We start from the raw sequence: 20,590 nt of genomic DNA, 5'->3' as shown, positions 1-20,590 counted from the left end.
CGGTTGAGGCGTTTTCATAGGTCCAGGGGAAATTGCCCTGATGATTACTCGTCTCTGTAACCGAGACTGCGCAGAGCCCGCTCATCATCAGACCAGCCAGATTTCACCTTCACCCACAAATTGAGCATTATCTTGCTATCAAACAAGCGCTCCATATCTTCTCTAGCCTGGCTGCCAATCTGTTTGATTCGCTCGCCCTTATTTCCAATGATGATACGTTTTTGGCCCGCCCGCTCAACCAAAATAGCAGCGCTGATATGCAAGACCTTACCCTCTTGGGCAAACTCCTCTACCTCCACAGTAACTTGGTAGGGAACCTCGGCACCCAATTGACGCATAATTTTTTCGCGAACAATTTCTGCTGCGAGAAAGCGCGAGCTGCGGTCGGTCACTTGATCTTCGGGGAAGAAATGCTGCCCCTCAGGCAAGTGCTTCAGAATAACCTCTTCCAAAGTATCCAGATTTACGTTACGCAAGGCTGATATGGGAACAATTTCAGCTTTCGGGTGCTCCTCAGCCAGGGCTTGCAACTGGGGCAGCAGATCAGCTTTATCCTCGAGCTGATCCACCTTGTTCACGGCGATAATTAATGGGCATTTAATACCGCGCAGCTTATCTGCCACCAACTGGTCTGCCTCACTCCAACGAGTGCGCTCTACAACAAACACCACTACATCCACGTCCCGCGCAGCGCTGGCGGCAGCTCGGTTCATATAGCGGTTAATCGCTTTTTCTTGATCGGAGTGCAACCCCGGAGTATCGACAAAAATAATCTGGTTTGGACCTTCGGTTTTAATACCGAGCATATTGTGGCGGGTGGTCTGCGGCTTGCGCGAAGTAATCGCGAGTTTCTGCCCCAGCAGGTGGTTCAACAGTGTGGATTTTCCCACATTGGGGCGGCCGACAATCGCGACATAGCCACAGCGAGAAGGTTGTTCGCTCAAGAAATTTCTCCGAAAGAGTTGGAGGTCTCCGGGAATCCCCGGAGCCAGAAGCGCCCCCAGTGATACAGGAGGCTGTCATTACGATGCGGGAAATGGATCCGGCGCGTCGTTTCTATTGTAAGGTTAGTCCTGCCCGGTGAGGAGCTTATAAGCTTCCACCGCCGCAGTCTTTTCAGCATTACGGCGACTGCTGGCTTCGCCTTTTACGGGCTGCGTAAGGCCACTGACACGGCACTCCACTACAAAATGCTGTGCGTGTTCAGCGCCAGAAACATCTACGACTTTATATTCCGGCAGAGGTTTTTTACGCGCCTGCAGCCACTCCTGCAAGCGGGTTTTGGGATCCTTCACAGTCTCTAGTGATAGGCCCTGCAAGCGCAATGCAAACCACTCAAGTACCCGGGAGCGCGCAGCCTCCAAACCGGCATCCAGATAGATGGCCCCAATAAGAGCCTCTACGGCATCGGCCAGAATCGATGCCCGACGAAAGCCGCCACTTTTCATTTCACCTTCACCGAGGCGCAGGCAATCACCAATTTCCAGCTCCCGCGCAAGTTTTGCCAGGGTTTCACCGCTAACCAATTGTGCCCTCAAGCGACTCAACTGCCCCTCGCGCCCGTTGGGGAACTGCTCGTAAAGTGCCGCGCCGATAGTGAACCCGAGTATCGAGTCGCCGAGAAACTCCAGGCGCTCATTATTACGACTCCCATGGGATCGGTGAGTAAGAGCCAACTCAAGCAGCTCGGCCTGATCAAAATCATGGCCGAGGCGCTTGCAAAGGCGTTCCAATAAAAGATCAGTCACGTTTGCGGAATTGCTCCAGATCGATCAGCGCATCACAGCAAAGCTCCGGCTTCGCAGTGTCGAGCTGTTTATTAAACTTCATCACAACATCTACGTTGTATATCAGCGGCTGGCGCAGTTCGTAATTGATGCTCACAACAGAACCCTTTGCACCACGAACTACCTGCACAGATTTAGTAGGCTCTCCGCGCACATTGTTTACCAGGAAAAAACGGTTCAGCTCTTTTTTAATCTGACCCGTGGTCATATCTTCCAGGTTTGGGTTTTGACCGAGGGTTTTTAGCCCTTCGTTAACGTAACGAGCATCTACGTAGGCCGGTGCCATCTTGGACACACAGGTCAAAGCAAATCCCAACATCGCGATAATCAGCAGCCAACCCCAGTAGCTCATACCGCGCTGCTGCTGCAGTGAAAGGTTGAGTTTACTACCCATAACTATGCCCTCTATCCTTTATAAATAACCGGGCTAACGCCCGGCTGGTTTCTTTATTGGATTGAGCCTACACGCTTAAAGCTGGGCAAACTGAGCAACTTGTCCCAGTGCATCCAAATGGCGAAAGCTTTGCCGACGATATCCTTCTCTGGGACAAAGCCCCACTCCCGGCTATCGAGGCTGTTATCGCGGTTATCGCCCATCATAAAATAATGCCCTTCCGGCACTACACCACTAAAGTTACTGTACTGCCGGGGGCGGACACTTTTCTGCATCTCGTGGCGATAGCCATCGAGATCTTCCCACATGACTTCTGTTTGCGGGTTACTCGGCGGGATGGCCCGGATCAATTCTTGGCGAGCCATCTCACCGTTGACATAGAGCACATTGTTCTTCAGCTCTATCTTGTCACCGGGTAACCCAATCACCCGTTTGATGTAGTAAGTATCGTTATTGTGGGGTGGAAAGAACACCATGACATCGCCGCGCTTGGGCTCACCCACATCCATTACCTTGGTTCGGGACACTGGCAAGCGCACACCGTAGGCATACTTGTTGACCAGAATAAAGTCCCCAACTTCCAATGTTGGAATCATTGAACCTGAAGGAATCTGGAAGGGCTCGACAATAAAAGAGCGCAGAACAAATACGATCGCCAGAATCGGGAAGAAAGACTTCGCGTACTCGACAACGATCGGATCTTCTTGCTGGTCCCCGACATTCTTCTTGCGTTGACGGGCGAAAAACAGACTGTCAACTAACCAGATTCCGCCACTAATCACAACCAACCACAGCAGAATCAGAGGTAAATTTATATCCATTACTTTTCTCTACTATCCCTTATTTTTCGTCGTGGCGCAGGGCCGAAGCCCTACTGATCCACCTTCAGTACCGCCAGGAATGCCTCCTGCGGCACTTCAACACGGCCCAACTGCTTCATTCTGCGCTTACCCGCTTTCTGCTTCTCCAGCAGCTTCTTCTTACGAGTAACATCACCACCGTAACATTTGGCCGTCACGTTTTTGCGCAGCGCCTTCACCGTGGTTCTCGAAACCACCTGACCACCAATAGCCGCCTGGATCGCCACATCAAACATCTGACGGGGAATCAGCTCTTTCATCTTTTCCGCCATTGCGCGGCCTTTCTGCTGCGCATTATCGCGGTGGACAATCAGCGCCAGAGCATCCACCCGGTCACCATTAATCAGGATATCCAGTCGCACCAACTTGGCCGCTTCAAAGCGGACAAAGCTGTAATCCAAAGAGGCAAAGCCGCGGCTTACGGATTTGAGACGGTCGAAGAAGTCCATAACCACTTCGCTCATCGGCAGCTCATAGCGCAGGGACACTTGTGAACCTACGTATTGCATGTCCTTTTGAATACCGCGTTTTTCCACACACAAAGTGATGACGTTGCCCAAATACTCCTGAGGTACAAGAATATTCACCTCGGCAATCGGCTCCCTCATCTCTTCGATGGAGCCTACATCGGGTAAGCGCGATGGATTATCTACCATCACTATCTCACCGTCTGACTGCTCAACTTCATAAACCACGGTCGGCGCTGTGGTAATCAGATCCAGGTCGTATTCCCGCTCCAGACGCTCCTGGATAATTTCCATATGCAGCATGCCGAGGAAGCCACAACGGAAACCAAAGCCCAGGGCATCGGATGTTTCTGGTTCGTAGAACAGGGAGGCATCGTTCAGCGACAGCTTCTCCAGCGCATCCCGGAAAGCCTCATAATCGTCTGAACTAACCGGGAACAAGCCTGCATAAACCTGGGGCTTAACCTTCTGGAAGCCCGGCAGCATATCAATATCATCGGCGCCCTTAGCATGGGTCAACGTATCGCCCACAGGAGCGCCATGAATATCCTTGATACCTGCCACCACAAAGCCCACTTCACCTGCGCGAAGTACACCGGTTTCGTGGCGCTTGGGTGTAAAGATTCCCACGCTGTCCACAACATGGGCACGACCGATAGATTTGGTGACAATCTTTTCTTTGGTTTTCAGGGTGCCCTGTACAACACGCACCAAGGAAACAACGCCCAGGTAACTGTCAAACCATGAGTCGATAATCAGCGCCTGTAGAGGAGCATCGACATCGCCTTCAGGCGGTGGTACCAAGCGCACCAGATCTTCCAGTACATCCTCAACACCGAGGCCAGACTTAGCGCTGCAACGAGTCGCTTCGGCGGCATCGATACCGATAATATCTTCAATTTCTTCGGCAACCTTTTCAGGGTCTGCCTGGGGCAAGTCCATCTTGTTCAAGACAGGGATAACTTCCAACCCCTGTTCAATGGCTGTATAGCAGTTGGCAACCGACTGGGCCTCAACGCCCTGGGCGGCATCTACCACCAGTAGCGCGCCTTCACAAGCTGCCAGAGAACGGGACACTTCATAGGAGAAATCCACGTGTCCGGGGGTATCAATAAAGTTCAGCTGATAGGTCTTACCATCGCGCGCTTCATAGTCGAGCGTCACACTCTGCGCCTTGATGGTAATCCCACGCTCGCGCTCGAGCTCCATGCTGTCCAGCACCTGTTCAGCCATCTCCCGATCGGAGAGGCCACCACAGTCCTGGATAAAGCGGTCAGCCAGGGTAGATTTCCCGTGGTCGATATGGGCAATAATGGAGAAATTGCGGATATGAGAGAGATCTGTGGCCACTGCGGAATAAAAACCCTTGCAAAATCAAATGATTAGCTGGCTATAGTGCCAACTGTGTGGCGCAAGTCTAACAGAACTCATGGACAGAGGTGAGAGCTAGGTGGCCCAATGGGCCACCAATCGCTGGAAAGCGGCTAGCTTTCGATCTTAATTGTACGGAAAGTGGACTGCCCGGCCCGGAAGAAGCGAATCGGCAATAGCTCATCCTCCGGCAGATCCTTGACGACAGTTTTGTAGTCACTAATGTCGCCAACTTCTTCAAAACCAAGTTGCGCGATGATATCGCCACTGCGCAAACCTGCTTTGGCACCGGGCTTGCCTGGAATCACTTGTTTCACCAGCACCCCAGTTTCCACATTCCAGCGCTGCTTCAGGATATCGGGAATTTCCTCAACCACGACACCCAGGCGCCCACCCACTCCAGAGCTGGGATTGGCTGCCACTTGCCTCGCTTCATCTTCAGAACCCGGCAGGGTGCCGACAGTAACACTCAGACGCTCGGGTTTACGATTGCGGATCAACTCCACCTGGGCCTGTGTACCCGGTCGAATCTGCCCTACAACGTGCGGCAGGTCGCCAAAAACCCCTATCTTCTGACCATGGAATCGCAAAATGATATCACCGGGCATAATTCCCGCTTGAGCTGCGGGCGACCCAGGACTCACCTGATCGATCAGGGCGCCGGCGGGCTTACCAAGGCCCATGGCTTCCGCCATATTGCGGTCGACATTACTGATTCCTACTCCGAGCCATCCTCGATCCACCCGCCCTTTTTCCTTTAACTGGGCAACCACATCCTGGGCAAGGCTTGCGGGAATAGCGAAAGAGAGTCCGATAGAACCGCCACTGCGGGTATAGATCTGAGAGTTGATACCCACTACTTCGCCATCCAGGTTAAACAGCGGGCCTCCGGAATTTCCGGGGTTAATTGCGACATCTGTCTGGATAAAAGGAACGTAATTCTCGCGGCTCTCATTGGGGATACTGCGCCCCATCGCACTGACGATCCCGGCGCTTGCGGAGTAGTCCAAGCCGAAGGGAGAGCCAATAGCGACAACCCATTCTCCCACCTGCAGTTCTTCGGAATCCCCCCAGCGTACTGACGACAGGTCTTCCGCGTCGATCTTTAACAGGGCCAGATCGGAGCGCACATCCTTGCCAATAACCTGCGCCTCGTACTCGCGACGATCAGTCAATGTAACGGTTACCTGGTCTGCACCATCGACCACGTGATTATTGGTTACGATATAACCGTCTTCAGAGATGATAAAGCCGGACCCCATACTCGCTACCGGGCGCTGCTGGCGCTGGCGCGGCTCGAAAAGGTGGCGGAAGATATCGGGAATTTCCTGTTGAAGCTGCGGCTGACTACTGCGACTAGTGCGGTTGCGATCAACCGTGTTGATTTTGACGACTGCCGGAGAGTTATCTTCGATTAACTCCGTAAGTTCGGGTAGTCCACGGGCACTGGCAGCCCCGGAAACCAACAGACAAAGAACCAGTAGATATTGTGTACAACGTTTAACCATAGGTTTGTTACCCCTAGTGATCCTTTCTAATATGAAACCATTGGATTTTCGAGTCCTTTCAAGGGCGAGCCTTGGCTTGTCCAGCCCCTTAGGGACTCTCAGTAACGACTTAGTGGCGATCTAGTCACCAAAGTTCTACAACAGACTGTAAAACTGTGTAAAGAGTTAACGATGTCCGAAATGCGCCCGCGCCCAGAACGCGGTCAGTTTCACCTGCCCACCGAGCTCTACGGCCAAAGTGTTTTGGGCGCCCCCCTACTCTATTTTCCCGCGCAAACCGGCACCCACCACGGCCTCATAATGGCCGGCACCCACGGAGATGAAGTCGCCGCAGTCGTCGCTCTATCCTGCGCGTTGCGGGCCCTCGCCACCAATTCATTGAGACATCACGTAATCCTCGCTGTCAATCCGGATGGCTGCCAGCTGGGCACCAGGGCCAACGCACGCGGCGTGGATCTCAACCGCAACTTTGCCACTGCAAATTGGGATGGCGGTGGCAATGTCTACCGGTGGAACAGTGCTGCGGAAAAACGCGATGTTCGGTTAAGTACAGGTGATAGCGCCGCCTCTGAACCCGAGACCTCTGCACTTTGCCAGCTGCTTGCAAAGCTGGGACCGACCTGGACCGTTTCCATTCACGAGCCCCTTGCCTGTGTCGAGGACCCCAGCAACAGCCCTCTGGGAATGCAGCTTGCCAGCGATTTCAAGCTCCCTCTGGTTGGGGATGTGGGTTACCAGACCCCAGGATCATTCGGCACCTGGTGTGCAGAACAAACACTGCCCTGTATTACCCTTGAATTCCCCCCAATATCAGCTGATGCGGCAAGTGAAGACTATCTGCAAGCGCTAATCGATCTGCTGACTTACGACCAATAAACTCTACCCGCCTTGAAAAGCAGAGGGGGCTCCACATCGCTGGCCAGCCAGGTGGGCCCATCCAGGTCCAGAAAGCTCGCTCGACTTCCCAAGGGCCAGGCTGCTCGGATAGCCCGAGAGGTACAAAGCATACATCCCAACATAATTTCCAGGCCGAGATCAGTCGCTTCATCTGCCAGTGCCAGGGCCTCGGTAATCCCGCCAGTTTTGTCCAACTTGATATTGACCATCTCATAGCGTTTGAGCAACTTCGGCAGATCTTCCCGAGTATGGCAACTCTCGTCCGCACAAATCGTCAGCGGGTGCTCAAAGCTCTCCAAAAATTCATCTTCGCTCGCAGGAAGTGGCTGCTCAAGCATCGCCACCCCCAGCTCGCTTAAATCATGACATCTCTGTAACAAGGTCTCTTTTCGCCATGCCTCATTGGCATCAATCACCAACCTGGCATCCGGTGCTGCTGAGCGTACTGCCGACACCCTTTCTTGCACATGTTGGTCATCAAGTTTCAACTTGAGAACATCAGCTCCCGCAGTCACAGCAATTTTCGCAGCACTTGCCATTGCCTCGGGACTATCAACAACTAATGTCTGTACGGTAGGGAGAAAATCCGGAGCCGGATGTAGACGCCTCGCTTTTTTAGCCTCCCAATCTGCCAGCGCACAATCCAATGCATTTCGCGCCGCTCCGGCAGGCATACGCAGCTGTAATTGCTCTCGGGTCAACCCATCACTCACCTCTTTGAGCATTGGCTGCAGCTGGTGCAAAACAGAGGCAGCACTTTCTCCATAGCGAGCATAAGGCGTGCACTCACCGACGCCAGAGACTTCACCATCACTAAGCTCCACCACCACAACTTGAGCCTCAGTGCGCGCGCCACGAGAGATGACAAATGCAGTACGTAGAGGCCAGCGCTCATCAAAACAGCGAGCCCTCATTGGCAGAGCCTCCAGGCAATAAAAGGAACTCTCAGTTTAGGCCAGGGAGACGAGGGCTAGCTGGCGAAGGCGGAGGCGACGGACTATTTCTTTTGGGAGGGCTCAATCTGCAGAAGTACAGGGGTGTAGGTGGGGTTTTGCGACTGGGACCTACTGTACCAGCGAACTCCCAAAGCACTGAAGACCAGACCGATCAAGGCCCCAATTACAGCACCGGGTTCAGCGAAGAGCGAATCCCCAATCAGTGCAACTAGCACCAGGGACATCAAGGGGACGAGGTAAACCAGCAAGGCACTACTGGTCAGGGCATTCTCGGTAATACCAATTACCGCCACATCATTGAGGTGGATTTTATCTGCGGAAAAACCGTTGAGAGCTACTTTAACGCGGGTCGAAGAAGAAAACAGATCGCCCAGCAATCCGGTCCCACAGCTGGACTTGGTAGAACAGCCATTACAGGCGCTACTCTGGGTGGTCTCCACCCAGATAGCATCGGACTCTATGGCCACCACCCGACCACGCTCTTGAAGCACCTATATGCTCACTTAGCTCTTTGCGGTAATTGAGCTGGCAACACGGCGCGCTGTAGTTTCGGGGATTTCACCCACCACTGTTACAGTGTAAGCAACACCTTCAATTTCCAAGCGGTCCATATAGGCTGTTGTGGCTCCGCGGATTGCGCGGCCTTTAAAACCCTCAAGTTCTGGACCGAGGCGCTGGACAAATACAGAGAACACTCCCAGCCCGTCGCTAAACACCATCATATCGCCATCAGATAAGGGCTTGACGGACACTACCCGGAAACCATCGGGCAACCAGCCCACCTGCCAGCGGCTCTGTGAAGCCGTACACTCATTCCGATTATCGATGCGCCGGGCATTATTGGAGACCGCCTGTAGTGCGGCATCCTCTACAGGGGAGAGATCCAGTTGTACAAACTGGTAACGCTCCAGTACGCGGCCCTGAGTGCTAACCAGCATGGTCTTCAACGGCAGCCCAGTCTGTTTATCGAGACTCACTACCAAACCCAGGCGATAGCGATCCCTCGGTCGAGCCTCAATCACAACAGCATCGCGATCCGCGATTCGCTCCTCACCCCGCAAGATAAATTGGTAGGCGCGCTGAGCCTGTTGTTGGCCCGCCGAGCTCCATGCTGTAGCACGATTTCTTGGCGAAGCACTGACATCGCAATTTCCGGCACTGCCGTGGCTGATCAACTCTCTAGGCTCACCACTGAGGTAGCGCACGCGCTCTACCTGCTCACCTTCTCGAACCGCGTGAACTACCTGCAAGGTCTCCAGGAGGCCCGCATGCTCAAAGGTCACCAGACCACTGTATTCAAGCTCAGTTACTGCTTTTGCCAGCTTGGCTAGCCAATGCTCAACCTCGTTGCTACTCACTACACCCGGGGTTACCAGGCCGCTCTGCGCTGCAGGGTTGAGATTAACTACACCAGATGTCACCGCCTCTTGCGCCGGCACGGAACCAACAGCGCCTTCCGGGGCTGCAGTTGCTGGATCGGCCGGTACTGCGGCAGGACTTTCCACCTCAGCCGAGCCCCCGTCTGTCATAGCAACTTCCACTACAGCTGGGGCTGCTGCGGGAGCAGTACTCATATCGAGATTGATGGTGGTGGGGGCACTGGGTTCAACCCCAGTGTCAACCTGGGCAAATGACATGGGCGCCAACAACGAGGAGGCCAACAGTAGACCGTTGGCCTTGAGAATCCCGCTGAAAATTCGGCGCCCCCTGGTTTCGACTTTCGTCACACTACATTCCAACCTGTTCGCCGTAAGTGGCGCGAGCAAAGGGAACCATGCCCTGACTGCCCACATGAGCGGCTTGTTCTGAGTGCTGAATCATTACGCGATTCAGGTGGCGCATCAACTCGGGAGTCGGGGCCTGCTGAATTACGGCCTGCCCCACAACACCGGTGCGTTGTTCCGGCACAAAGCGGGGAGTCGCAGTACTCACTGAGCGCGTGGAAGGGGCGGGCACATAGAAACCGGAAGGCTGCGGTGCAGACTGAACGACCGGCTGAGCCTCCCGTTCTACCGAAGCTACCGGCTGGTTTGCCCCCTGAATAGCGCTCTGTGGAGAATCTGTCATTTGCTGCACACCCAAAATGGCAGCAAAGGCCACCGTCGCAGCAACAGCACCACGGGACAGCGGACGCCACCAGCGATTGTTGACCAAATTGCCAGCAACCGCAGATCCCCCATTGCCGTTTTGCGACAGAGGCTCTTCCTCATCGATGGCGGCAGAAATACTCGCTGCAAGGCCGATGTCGACCGGCGCGACCTGTTCGCGGCGCATAACACTCGCCGCAAGTTGGTAACGCGACCAGCGCTCACCGAACTCTTCAGAGGCCGCGCTGGCCTTCAGAAGCCGTTGCAGCTCCAGTTCGCTGACTTCGCCATCCATGAGCGCCGAGAGCGACTCGTTAAGACGTTCCTGATGATTCCCGTGGGACATAGGGGTTAACCCTCTTGTGCAATCATTTATTCGGTGCCCACAAGCACCATATTTGGTTACATGTTATGACCGGAGTCTGAGCGGTTGGTTTCCCCGACTGGGAAAATTTTCCGCAATTTTAACCCCTGTCACCCAGTGTTTCCGGCTCGCCGGCCATCACGGCCTGGACTGTCCGGTCTATCGCCTCCCGTGCGCGAAATATTCTAGAGCGCACAGTTCCCACCGGGCATCCCATAACCTCGGCGATTTCCTCGTAGCTCAGTCCCTCAAGCTCTCTCAGCGTTACCGCTGAGCGCAGATCCTCTGGCAGTGCGCGAATAGCGCGATGCACCGCCGCTTCCAGCTGGTCGCGAAACATCTGACTTTCAGGTGTCTCGTTGTCACGCAGCAGGTCAGCGCCCGAGTAAAACTCAGCATCTTCCAGTTCAACATCGGAAGATGGCGGCCGACGACTGCGGGAAACCAGGTGATTCTTGGCGGTATTGATCGCAATCCGATACATCCAGGTGTAAAAAGCACTCTCGCCGCGAAAATTGGCAAGAGCACGATAAGCCTTAATAAAAGCTTCTTGGGTTACATCCTGTACTTCACTGTGGTCCTTAATGAACCGGCTCACTACAGCAACAATTTTGTGCTGGTACTTGAGTACAAGAAGATCAAAAGCGCGTTTGTCCCCTTTTTGTACCCGTTCTACCAGCTCACGGTCACTCGTTGACGCCTGATGCGCTGTCATCCCCAACTCCCATATCCAGCCACACTGCGGGCGCCACAAAATTTAACTGCGGGGCCACCGGCGCAGGCGTTTCTTTTACTGTGTTGATGACAATGACAATAGGACATAAGTTCCACGTCAAATCGACGAATAATCAGGAGGCGCTATACTACGCGACCCTTAAACATAATTGAAATCTATGAATGCCCAGGCAAACTACGACGTTCTCGTAATTGGAAGCGGTGCAGCAGGCCTTACACTGGCCCTGCATCTCGCCTCCCAGTATCGCGTGGCCCTGCTCTCCAAACAGAGATTGCAAGATGGCTCCACCTGGTTCGCCCAGGGAGGCATCGCTGCAGTGCTGGATGAGATGGATTCGGTTGAGTCGCATATTGCAGACACATTAGACGCGGGTGCAGGACTCTGCCACCCCGCTTCAGTGCGCTTTACCGTAGAGGAGAGCACTGCTGCGATCAGCTGGTTAATCGATCAAGGGGTGGACTTCACCCGCGAGGAGCAGGGCTACCACCTCACTAAAGAGGGGGGGCACAGTCACAGGCGCATTATTCATAGCGCTGATGCCACCGGCCAAGCGGTACACAGCACCCTGATCACCAAGGTGCTAAACAGCCCCAATATCGATTGTTTCGAACACCACGTTGCCATCGATCTAATTCGCCAGCCGGATCCAGATAAAGGCCGATTTCGCTGTGCCGGCGCCTACGTACTCAACAAGAGCAACGATGAGGTCGAGCTGATCCAGGCTAAAGCCGTCGTCCTGGCCACCGGGGGGGCCAGCAAGGCCTACCTTTATACCAGCAACCCGGACGGCGCCAGCGGCGATGGAATCGCAATGGCTTGGCGCGCCGGGTGCCGCGTGGCCAATATGGAGTTCAATCAATTTCACCCCACTTGCCTTTACCATCCCAAGGCCAAAGCCCTGCTGGTAACAGAGGCTTTACGCGGTGAAGGCGCTGTACTCAAGCTTCCCGACGGCAGCCGGTTTATGGACCGCTTCGACAAGCGAGGAGAGTTGGCGCCACGGGATATCGTCGCCCGCGCTATCGACCACGAGATGAAACGGCTGGGGGCAGATTGCCTCTATCTGGACATTTCCCACAAAGATCCTCAGTTTGTCCGCGATCACTTCCCAACGGTTTATAACAATTGCCTTCGATATGGCATTGATATCACCCGAGAGCCTATTCCAGTGGTGCCTGCAGCTCACTATACCTGTGGCGGCATTATGGTCGATCGCCATGGGCGCACAGATCTGGACCAGCTCTACGCCATTGGCGAAACGACATTTACCGGCTTACACGGCGCCAACCGCCTTGCCAGCAACTCGCTGTTAGAGTGTCTGGTTTACGCTCGCTCAGCAGCCCTGCATATCGATGAGCACCTGGGTATGGTACAGGCGCCCCGCCCATCTCCAGACTGGGATGCATCGCGAGTCACCGATTCCGATGAAGATGTAGTGATTTCCCATAACTGGGATGAGCTGCGCCGGTTTATGTGGGACTACGTAGGCATTGTGCGCACCCGCAAGCGACTCTTGCGCGCACAACACCGAGTAACGTTGCTGCAGAAAGAAATTCGCGAGTTCTACGCCAATTACCGCATCAGCAGCGACCTGGTTGAACTGCGCAATCTCTCCCTGGTATCGGAATTGATTATTCGTTCGGCCCTGGATCGCCGCGAGAGCCGGGGGCTGCACTACTCCCTCGACTACCCCCAACTGCGTGAACTTGCTATGGACACGATTTTGGTGCCAGAGAACTTTGCCGGCCAACGCCAATTTATTTAACCGACCAATTTTTAGCCAACTGGGCCCGCCACGGCAACCCAGCTAACTAGCGGGAATAGCGCAGTGCCACTTGTAGCCTGCGCCAATCCTGCGGCGCCAGCATATCCTTGGCCAACACCAAACGGAGCCGGCGCCCAGCCCTGTCCCGACCATTTATCACCACCAACCAAGACCACAACACCAGCTCATTTAGAAACTGGAATTCGCGACGATCTGCGCCATCAGGGTGCCAAAACCACCTTCGCTCACGGGTCGATAAATGGCCGCTCACAGTTTTCACCCGGCGCCACTCTATCCCGGCGTAAACCATAACAAAAAGGCTCGCCAGCCCTGATAACACTAAAGGCAGGTTACACAACCAGACCAGTAAGATCGCCAGGAAGGTGATCAGCAAAAGGAGCAAATGCAAAAGAAAGGAAGGCGCAACGACGCAACTTAAGCGGGCGCTGCGCTCATAAAGCGGGGGTGTCGAGCTATTCCTGGAGTCCGGTGTTGTCACGGATGATCTGCACTATGCGCTTCAAGTCCGGGTCAGCCGGATCTTCTCGACGCAAGAACCAGGCGAACAGATCCTGATCCTGCTCATCGAGCAGGCGGATATAGCGCTGCTGATCCTCTGGCTCCAGGGTCTCGTAAACATTATCCAGAAACGGCAGCAAAACCAGATCCAATTCCAACATGCCACGGCGACTGGCCCAAAACAGGCGGTTGCGATCCATACTTCTTTCCAACCAGATAAAAAGCGCAGTATACCCCCTGCCCCGCCAAACTTGAAAAGGGCGCGAAGGACCCCCAAATTATGCCCCGAATACAAATGCAGGTGGCAGGATTATGGATCAGCAACAGTGGCAGGATTTTCTCAGCAACGAGGGCGCCATTTGGGAGGGCAGCAAAGCTCACTTCCCTCTCACCAGTCGCGAAGACCCTCAGAGTTTGCACCTGCTGGATCTGGGCCCAATCGGAGCTATTTCCATTACCGGACCCGACAGCCAGAAGTTCTTACAGGGGCAGCTCACCTGTGACTTGATCAACCTTCCCGATGAACACAGCACCCTGGGAGCTCACTGCAACCCCAAGGGGCGTATGATCAGTGCTTTTAGTGCACTGAAACTTTCGCAAAGTGAGTTCATCTTCCAGTTGCCGAAGGACTTGGCCCCCATCGCCCAGCAAGCGCTGGCCAAGTACGCCGTCTTTTTCAAAACAGAGCTGCGCGACATCAGTGATGAAACCCACTGGTTAGGCCTGCAGGGGCGCAATGTGGCAGAGCGCACCTCCAAATTGCTGGGCTTCGAGCAACCCTCTGTCGGCGAGGTGAAGCTATTTGACTTCGAAGGGGAGCGCTGCATTGCCCAATGTATTACCGACCTGCAACTAGCCATCCTGGTACCCACCAGCAAGGTCCAGCAACTGTGGCAAAAGCTATCACCAGAGTGTGAAGCTACCGGCTATGACTGCTGGCAAATGCGTCAAATTGAAGCCGGTATCCCCCAGGTGGACGCCGCCACGACAGAGATGTTTATCCCGCAGATGACCAACCTGCACCTGCTCGGTGGCGTGAGTTTTAAAAAAGGCTGCTATACCGGCCAGGAAGTAATTGCCCGTATGCAATTCCGCGGCGCCGCCAAACGTCGCCTTTACCGGGCCAGCTGCGCTTCGGGGGACCTCCCTGAATCGGGCATGGAGATCTTTGGAGATGGAAAGCAAAGCATTGGCAATCTGGTGGAAGCCTGCCATAGCAAAGAAGGCGTTCAGCTACTCGCCGTACTCACCATCGCCAAAGTGGCCGCAGGTGAAACCTTACACCTGAAAGATGGCCGTACTTTGGATATCGAGGAACTACCCTACGATGCAGACGCCGATCCGCTAGCCTAAACCGGAAAAGTACTTTTAATCAAAAAGGCGGCTTTTTAGTCGCCTTTTTTGTTTATGATTTAACAACCAGAAAAAACCTCTGGAAAGTAAAAAGGTTTGCACCACTCAAAACGCAGCTTACTACCGCTACTATATTTATGGATATTTCCCTGGGCTTCAAAATTTCAGCTAAATAAAGCAGTTGAGGGAGGCAATATTGAAAGAGTTAGACCAACTAATTGTCGTTCTTGAATGCTGCATTATTCTGGCAGGCTTTGCTGCAATAGTTGGCACACTCCAACCCACAAAAGGCAGAAATCTTGGCAAAGGAAGAATTGTATCCCTCGCGATGATTATTTATATCAGTTTGATCAACGCATTACTGGCTGCCTTCACCCTGACTCTATCCAATTTTGATCTTGCTGATCGCACCCTGTGGTCCTTAAGTAGTTTTGCCATGAGTGTGGCTACATCATTCTCTATCGGCTATCTCTGGATAAAGAAACGGCTCAAATCTATCTCTATTGTCGCCAAGATTACCTACTTCCTTCTTTTTGGCATTGCCGGCTCAGTAGTTATTATCAATATCATGAATGCGCTAGGGATTGTCTTCAACAAGGAATATGGGCCGTATTTTTTATCCTTTGTTTGCAACCTCTTTGTCGTTGGTTATGCATTTTCAAGACTACTTATGCGCCCATTGTGGGTAGCCGTTAAAGAAAATGAACTAGGCCGAACCCGCAAGGAGAAAACAGTGGCGTCCGGCTGATTTTTAGCTAAAAACGTGGCGCCAATCGTTGGACACTTACACCTAACAACAATTATTAACCATATAGCAAGCGGGCTAAAATAAAGCCAATTACGAGACAGGAAACAACTTACCAGCTCTCCATTTCACTCATATACTGTTATCAGCTTTCCTATTTAACCTTTCTGCTTGGGACAATAGCGGAAGATGGAAAAACTGTCGGTACAAATCGATCAATTGCTTGTCATTATTGAAATATCCATAGTGCTGGCAGGATTTGCGGCAATGGTTGCCACATTTCAGTCAAGGAGAATAGAGAGTATCTCTAGGGGTCATGTGGTGTCTCTGGCCATGATTGTCTATATCAGCCTATTCAGCGCACTGCTCGCCGCCTTTTCTTTGGCACTTTTGAACTTCCGTATCGATGCTGGCTATGTTTGGTCTACAAGCAGCTCCTTGATGGGAATAGCCACCACAGGCTTTATTGTCTATCTGTGGAAAAAAAGACACTTCAAATTTGTGTCTATTGTAATGAAAGTTACCTACTATGGGCTTTTCAGTATCGCTTCATCGGTAGTTATCGTCAGCACCCTCAACGCTACTGGCATATTTTTCGAAAGAGAGTTTGGCCCTTATTTTTTAGCCTATATCTGTAACTTGTTTTTTGTCGGCTTTGCGTTTGCCCGGCTATTAATGCGACCTCTTTGGAAGGCCGTTGAAACCAAAAAGAGGCACCCTGCCAATCTTAAATAGATAGGATTATTAGCCAAGCAATATATACCACCCAAGTGGAAACCCTTTTCGAATTACTCAATCCATATATTATTAATCAAACTTTAGCTACCAAGCTTATTAGGCCAAATCAATCTCCACCCATAAAATACTAATTTTTCTATTTACAATCCGGGAGAGCTGAAAATTCCGCCTTCTTTGACTCATACCACTTCTGCATTGATTCTGGATCTTTCATCAAATCCTGCATTTTTTTCATAGCTTGCAAGTGCTGTGCATCATTTTTTCGATACATCTCGATTCCGTGCATCTTGCTAAGCTCCGCCACCTCTTCAAAGTTATCCCCACGAAACTCCACATCGCAGGCGCCTCCTAACTCCTTGCAGGTCATCATTTTCATAGCAATTCCACCTTAGATTTCACAAGTGATACTTTATCTGACAGATAAATAACTTCAAAAGAGCTCCAAATAGATAATAGCTCTGATGGCGTTTCAAACCTCTAAAGCCCCCCGTCACAAAACAATGCCTAAGCAGATAACTAACACATACAGCCACTGTCAATTGACAGACAAATAGTTGTTATACGCCTTTAGGTGATGGACATTTAAGGAGCATCATTGAAAGCAATCACCAGGCACCAAACGGATAGGGGAAAGGATTATTATATATCTATCACAGCCATCAAACTCCACCAACCCGAGATAGAAGTAGAAAAGGCGACCACAAGGGCCGCCAATTTTAGAGTCAAGCTGCCTGGAAGCTACTGGCAATAACCATTTCTACGTCCTCCCGAGGACCGCTAGCAAACTGAGATTCACCCATAGGTTCACCCCCGAAAGCAGCCATCGCACTGACCAAACTATCCGCCATATCCACTTGAAGCGCTGAGTTAGTAGTCAGAACAGAGCTTTCACTAACTCCAACCTCAAACCCATCATATTCAACTATCTCTTCCTGACCTGGCTCAGCCAAAGCACTAGCAATAAAGTTACTGCTAGCAGTAGTGTCCGAAGTTGGAAGTGCCTCAAGAAGCCCGGGGATGTTTGCGGCCGGTATTGCATAGCCACCATCATTGGGCTGAACAAAACTGATTGCGTTATCTCCACCCAAGAAGTGCCCTTGAACCCGCAGCTGCTGATTTAGATCCGCATCGACAAGAATAACGAGATCATCACCATCTTGATGGAAGCTGAGCTGGTCTCTGCCAATTCCGTCAGTGAGCAGAATCCAATCCGTTCCGCCGCCCGTATTATCGATGGTATCGATACCGCCACTTGAACCATAATAATAATGATCATCGCCAAGGCCTCCGACCAGCAAATCATTACCATCCTCACCGGATAGAATATCATCGCCGTCTCCACCGTAAAGCGCATCATTGCCGGAATTACTGTTGGTGCCGTTACCCCCGACTAGGAAATCATTGTCAGCGCCACCGAGCAGTTCATCATCGCCAGACATACCGAACAGAGTATCATCCCCCTCAAGGCCTTTTATTTGGTCGTTGCCAGAGGTCCCTGCCAACTGCTCACCGCTACTTGTGCCCTCAACAACACTGTCGAAATCCTCTTCAGGCTCTTCACCGTTATCTGTACCTGGGAGGGATTCGAGCAAACCAGAAATTGTCGCTGCTGCAATAGCGAAATCGCCATCATCCGGCTGCACATAGCTAATTGCTTTGTCACCACCTTCAAAATGTCCGAGAACTCGAATCTGCTGTTCCAAATCAGAGTCGACCAGAATAATTAAGTCATTGCCATCTTGATGGAAGCTGAGCTGCTCCCTAGCAATACCATCAGTAAGGAGAATCCAGTCGGTACCGCCGCCGGTATTATCAATCGTATCCACCCCACCATTAGTACCGTAGTAGTATTGATCGTTACCCAGGCCACCAATCAGCAAGTCATCGCCATCCTCACCAGACAAGATGTCATCGCCATCCTCACCATGCAGGGTGTCGTTGCCGGATCCGCTATTTCCGCCATTTCCGCCGCTCAGATAATCATTATCTGCGCCGCCCAGTAGCTCATCATCACCGGACATACCAAATAACACATCATCGCCGGCAAGGCCTTGTAGCTGATCATTACCAGATGTCCCTACCAGTTGCTCACCTGCATCTGTACCTTCTACTACCGTGTCAAAGTCATCTTCCGGGCCTTCCTCGCCACCATTATCGGAACCGGGCAGTGACTCCAGTAAAGCAGGGATCTCGGTCGCCGCAATCGCATAACCACCATCGTTCGGCTGAACGTAACTAATGGCTTGGTCTCCCCCCTGAAAATGATTCAGCACACGAATTTGTTGGTTCAAATCAGAGTCAACCAGGATAACTAAATCATCACCATCCTGATGGAAGCTGAGCTGATCTCTGGAAATACCATCATTGAGTATGATCCAGTCAGTACCACCACCCGTGTTGTCGATAGCGTCCACACCATCATTAGCGCCGTAGTAGTAATGATCGTCTCCAACACCACCGACAAGCAGGTCATTACCATCCTCACCGGATAGAATGTCATTGCCCTCTTCGCCGTAAAGGGTATCATCGCCAGAGTTACTATTCATACCATTTCCCCCTATTAGGAAATCGTTACCTTCTCCGCCGAGTAACTCATCGTCGCCGGCCATACCAAATAAAGTATCATTGCCCTCAAGACCATTGACTTGATCATTACCTGATGTACCCGCCAGCTGCTCATCATTTGACGTACCTTCGATAACCGCATCAAAGTCACTACTACCCGCAGCAACAATCTGGTTAATTTCACTCTCAGTGAATGCGAACTCCTGATTTAATGGGTCATCTCCATTGGGCTGGATATAATCAATCGCATAATCACCGCCCAAGAAGTGGTTCACTACACGGACAGACTGCTCTGCATCCTCGTCAACCAAAATCACTAGGTCATCACCGTCGCGCTGGAAACTTAAGCGATCTCGCCCAATCCCACCATTAAAGAAGAGCCATTCTTCACCGCCGCCGGTATTATCGATTACATCCTGGCCATCGCCGGGGTAATAGATATAGCGATCATCCCCTTCACCGCCAATGAGGGTATCCGCTCCCTCTTGGCCTATCAGGGTATCATTGCCCCCATATCCCATTAAAACATCATCTCCTTGCCCACCACCAAGGGTGTCATCAGCCTCAGATCCAGAAATAGTTTCTTCCGCCCCCACTTCACTTAAGGCAAACTGACTGGATTGGTTATTAGCATCATTAAACACAGAACTTCCGCCATTACTAATAATGGCATTCAAATTACCCCCAACCTGATCGGACACAGAATCTGTTTCTAATGTAGCGCTAACTTTTAAAGCAAGCTCTGATTTTTCAAAAGAACTTTCGATCATTTTTTATCATTCCTTAATAATTTAAATCGTTTATAGAAAGCTACTCTCCTTACCCACGCTATCAAAACACAAGTAAGCGAGAGGTTTTCCAAAAGGCATAAGAAAGGCCTGCCCAACGTTTAGAAGCGACACGTAGACACCAAGCATATCTTTATCACCCTTTTGAATTACCTTGTATTCAGGCTAATTGACCTTTAGACCTCCACCATAAAACACTCCTCTTTTTCAATTAAAAACCGATCTTTATTAGCGATATATTGCTCACATAAAAGATTCACAACCCTAAAAACAAAAATATGAAACCCAGAACCAATGAAGACATTAGCCAAACACACGCCACCCAAAAGGAAATGATGAATTAAAATATTTACCGAACTTAAACATTGAAATTCAAGATCACAACACAAAAAGATAAACGATAAGAAACCGTATAGCTTGTTTATCCATGCAACAGAATTCAATCAAACTGAAAGGCCAATTTGAAATATGAATCAGCCCCCTTTTAACCCCAAACAAATCATAAGTCGCTTATCAATATTTTCTATGCCTTAGCCCAAGAGGAAAGTCAACTGGACAACAGCTTCCACCAGCTGTAAAAATAATTACAGATATAAATGACCAACATAGCTTGTCGATATTTATATTCCCTCAAACTTCCATCTAAAACTACTTGGCAGCTTTTATATATTTAACCGTTGCCAATGATGG

Annotated in this window: 20 protein-coding genes; 5 read left to right on the top strand and 15 right to left on the bottom strand. The window is 51.6% G+C overall.

The genetic code is table 11. The annotated features are described in order from the left end of the window. Window positions 1-44 precede the first annotated feature (44 nt). The 6 genes from era to ACJJIL_RS05950 all read right to left on the bottom strand — a co-directional run bounded on the left by era (window position 45) and on the right by ACJJIL_RS05950 (window position 6,387). Window positions 45-944 carry a GTPase Era gene (gene era / locus ACJJIL_RS05975; protein WP_282931965.1) on the bottom strand — a complete coding sequence of 300 codons (900 nt, stop codon included), beginning with the start codon at window positions 942-944 and terminating at the stop codon, window positions 45-47. A 123-nt stretch (window positions 945-1,067) separates the two neighbouring features. Further along, on the bottom strand, window positions 1,068-1,748 hold the full coding sequence (rnc, locus tag ACJJIL_RS05970) for a ribonuclease III (protein WP_413662743.1): 681 nt from the start codon (window positions 1,746-1,748) through the stop codon (window positions 1,068-1,070). Beyond that, the gene (locus ACJJIL_RS05965) at window positions 1,741-2,181 is read right to left on the bottom strand and encodes a DUF4845 domain-containing protein (protein ID WP_413662744.1); all 441 of its coding nucleotides are present in this window, start codon (window positions 2,179-2,181) and stop codon (window positions 1,741-1,743) included. Before ACJJIL_RS05965 ends, rnc begins: the two co-directional genes overlap by 8 nt. 53 nt (window positions 2,182-2,234) lie before the next feature. Beyond that, window positions 2,235-3,002, bottom strand: coding sequence for a signal peptidase I (gene lepB, locus ACJJIL_RS05960; protein WP_413662745.1), 768 nt, complete (start codon window positions 3,000-3,002; stop codon window positions 2,235-2,237). Window positions 3,003-3,052: 50 nt separating this feature from the next. Beyond that, complete coding sequence (lepA, locus tag ACJJIL_RS05955) at window positions 3,053-4,858, bottom strand: translation elongation factor 4 (protein ID WP_413662746.1); 1,806 nt, start codon at window positions 4,856-4,858, stop codon at window positions 3,053-3,055. A gap of 134 nt (window positions 4,859-4,992) precedes the next feature. Continuing rightward, the gene (locus ACJJIL_RS05950; RefSeq protein WP_413662747.1) at window positions 4,993-6,387 is read right to left on the bottom strand and encodes a Do family serine endopeptidase; all 1,395 of its coding nucleotides are present in this window, start codon (window positions 6,385-6,387) and stop codon (window positions 4,993-4,995) included. A 171-nt stretch (window positions 6,388-6,558) separates the two neighbouring features. Between ACJJIL_RS05950 and mpaA the strand changes: the two genes are divergently transcribed. Beyond that, window positions 6,559-7,263, top strand: coding sequence for a murein tripeptide amidase MpaA (mpaA, locus tag ACJJIL_RS05945; protein ID WP_445361404.1), 705 nt, complete (start codon window positions 6,559-6,561; stop codon window positions 7,261-7,263). Here the strand turns inward: mpaA and ycjG are convergent. The 5 genes from ycjG to rpoE all read right to left on the bottom strand — a co-directional run bounded on the left by ycjG (window position 7,251) and on the right by rpoE (window position 11,406). Next, window positions 7,251-8,198 carry an L-Ala-D/L-Glu epimerase gene (gene ycjG / locus ACJJIL_RS05940; protein WP_413662749.1) on the bottom strand — a complete coding sequence of 316 codons (948 nt, stop codon included), beginning with the start codon at window positions 8,196-8,198 and terminating at the stop codon, window positions 7,251-7,253. The two genes, mpaA and ycjG, sit on opposite strands and share 13 nt — an antisense overlap. Before the next feature lie 83 nt (window positions 8,199-8,281). Further along, the gene (locus ACJJIL_RS05935; protein WP_445361403.1) at window positions 8,282-8,731 is read right to left on the bottom strand and encodes a SoxR reducing system RseC family protein; all 450 of its coding nucleotides are present in this window, start codon (window positions 8,729-8,731) and stop codon (window positions 8,282-8,284) included. 12 nt (window positions 8,732-8,743) lie between these two features. After that, on the bottom strand, window positions 8,744-9,967 hold the full coding sequence (locus tag ACJJIL_RS05930) for a MucB/RseB family sigma factor regulatory protein (RefSeq protein ID WP_445361402.1): 1,224 nt from the start codon (window positions 9,965-9,967) through the stop codon (window positions 8,744-8,746). Window position 9,968: 1 nt separating this feature from the next. Further along, a complete protein-coding gene (locus tag ACJJIL_RS05925; protein WP_444925502.1) occupies window positions 9,969-10,673 on the bottom strand; it encodes a sigma-E factor negative regulatory protein in 705 nt (234 codons plus the stop codon). A 118-nt stretch (window positions 10,674-10,791) separates the two neighbouring features. After that, window positions 10,792-11,406, bottom strand: a complete 615-nt coding sequence (rpoE, locus tag ACJJIL_RS05920; RefSeq protein ID WP_282931954.1) for an RNA polymerase sigma factor RpoE — start codon at window positions 11,404-11,406, stop codon at window positions 10,792-10,794. Window positions 11,407-11,584: 178 nt separating this feature from the next. Here rpoE and nadB point away from each other — a divergent pair, with 178 nt between their 5' ends. Next, complete coding sequence (gene nadB, locus ACJJIL_RS05915) at window positions 11,585-13,192, top strand: L-aspartate oxidase (RefSeq protein ID WP_413662753.1); 1,608 nt, start codon at window positions 11,585-11,587, stop codon at window positions 13,190-13,192. Window positions 13,193-13,238: 46 nt separating this feature from the next. Here the strand turns inward: nadB and ACJJIL_RS05910 are convergent, their stop codons facing one another. Further along, the gene (locus ACJJIL_RS05910; protein ID WP_445361401.1) at window positions 13,239-13,691 is read right to left on the bottom strand and encodes a protein YgfX; all 453 of its coding nucleotides are present in this window, start codon (window positions 13,689-13,691) and stop codon (window positions 13,239-13,241) included. Continuing rightward, window positions 13,666-13,911: an FAD assembly factor SdhE gene (locus ACJJIL_RS05905; RefSeq protein WP_282931952.1), complete on the bottom strand. Its 246-nt coding sequence runs from the start codon at window positions 13,909-13,911 to the stop codon at window positions 13,666-13,668. Before ACJJIL_RS05905 ends, ACJJIL_RS05910 begins: the two co-directional genes overlap by 26 nt. 112 nt (window positions 13,912-14,023) lie before the next feature. On the opposite strand from ACJJIL_RS05905, the gene ygfZ reads away from it, so the two are divergent. From ygfZ to ACJJIL_RS05890, 3 genes are all read left to right on the top strand, one after another. Beyond that, window positions 14,024-15,064 (top strand): CAF17-like 4Fe-4S cluster assembly/insertion protein YgfZ, encoded by a 1,041-nt coding sequence (gene ygfZ, locus ACJJIL_RS05900; protein WP_445361400.1) that lies wholly within the window; start codon window positions 14,024-14,026, stop codon window positions 15,062-15,064. 196 nt (window positions 15,065-15,260) lie between these two features. Then, window positions 15,261-15,812 carry a hypothetical protein gene (locus ACJJIL_RS05895; protein WP_445361399.1) on the top strand — a complete coding sequence of 184 codons (552 nt, stop codon included), beginning with the start codon at window positions 15,261-15,263 and terminating at the stop codon, window positions 15,810-15,812. 186 nt (window positions 15,813-15,998) lie between these two features. Continuing rightward, entirely contained in the window at window positions 15,999-16,544 is a 546-nt protein-coding gene (locus tag ACJJIL_RS05890) for a hypothetical protein (protein WP_445361398.1), read from the top strand. A gap of 139 nt (window positions 16,545-16,683) precedes the next feature. Here the strand turns inward: ACJJIL_RS05890 and ACJJIL_RS05885 are convergent, their stop codons facing one another. Both ACJJIL_RS05885 and ACJJIL_RS05880 read right to left on the bottom strand, forming a co-directional pair. Then, entirely contained in the window at window positions 16,684-16,923 is a 240-nt protein-coding gene (locus ACJJIL_RS05885) for a DUF1059 domain-containing protein (protein WP_444893218.1), read from the bottom strand. Window positions 16,924-17,269: 346 nt separating this feature from the next. Then, the gene (locus ACJJIL_RS05880; protein WP_445361397.1) at window positions 17,270-19,882 is read right to left on the bottom strand and encodes a calcium-binding protein; all 2,613 of its coding nucleotides are present in this window, start codon (window positions 19,880-19,882) and stop codon (window positions 17,270-17,272) included. Between the last annotated feature and the right edge of the window lie 708 nt (window positions 19,883-20,590).

The sequence above is a fragment of the Microbulbifer maximicatervae (SeqCode) genome, assembly GCF_052468095.1.
The sequence above is the reverse complement of the archived record's forward strand: the minus strand, read 5'-3'. Positions and strand labels throughout refer to the sequence as shown.

Bases quoted from the DNA above. Each gene is read 5' to 3' on its own strand.
- ACJJIL_RS05950 (WP_413662747.1), bottom strand. From the start codon at position 6,387: ATGGTTAAACGTTGTACACAATATCTACTGGTTCTTTGTCTGTTGGTT.
- lepB (WP_413662745.1), bottom strand. From the start codon at position 3,002: ATGGATATAAATTTACCTCTGATTCTGCTGTGGTTGGTTGTGATTAGT.
- ygfZ (WP_445361400.1), top strand. From the start codon at position 14,024: ATGGATCAGCAACAGTGGCAGGATTTTCTCAGCAACGAGGGCGCCATT.
- ACJJIL_RS05965 (WP_413662744.1), bottom strand. From the start codon at position 2,181: ATGGGTAGTAAACTCAACCTTTCACTGCAGCAGCAGCGCGGTATGAGC.
- ACJJIL_RS05880 (WP_445361397.1), bottom strand. From the start codon at position 19,882: ATGATCGAAAGTTCTTTTGAAAAATCAGAGCTTGCTTTAAAAGTTAGC.
- mpaA (WP_445361404.1), top strand. From the start codon at position 6,559: ATGTCCGAAATGCGCCCGCGCCCAGAACGCGGTCAGTTTCACCTGCCC.
- rpoE (WP_282931954.1), bottom strand. From the start codon at position 11,406: ATGACAGCGCATCAGGCGTCAACGAGTGACCGTGAGCTGGTAGAACGG.
- ACJJIL_RS05925 (WP_444925502.1), bottom strand. From the start codon at position 10,673: ATGTCCCACGGGAATCATCAGGAACGTCTTAACGAGTCGCTCTCGGCG.
- nadB (WP_413662753.1), top strand. From the start codon at position 11,585: ATGAATGCCCAGGCAAACTACGACGTTCTCGTAATTGGAAGCGGTGCA.
- ACJJIL_RS05885 (WP_444893218.1), bottom strand. From the start codon at position 16,923: ATGAAAATGATGACCTGCAAGGAGTTAGGAGGCGCCTGCGATGTGGAG.
- ACJJIL_RS05905 (WP_282931952.1), bottom strand. From the start codon at position 13,911: ATGGATCGCAACCGCCTGTTTTGGGCCAGTCGCCGTGGCATGTTGGAA.
- ycjG (WP_413662749.1), bottom strand. From the start codon at position 8,198: ATGAGGGCTCGCTGTTTTGATGAGCGCTGGCCTCTACGTACTGCATTT.
- ACJJIL_RS05890 (WP_445361398.1), top strand. From the start codon at position 15,999: ATGGAAAAACTGTCGGTACAAATCGATCAATTGCTTGTCATTATTGAA.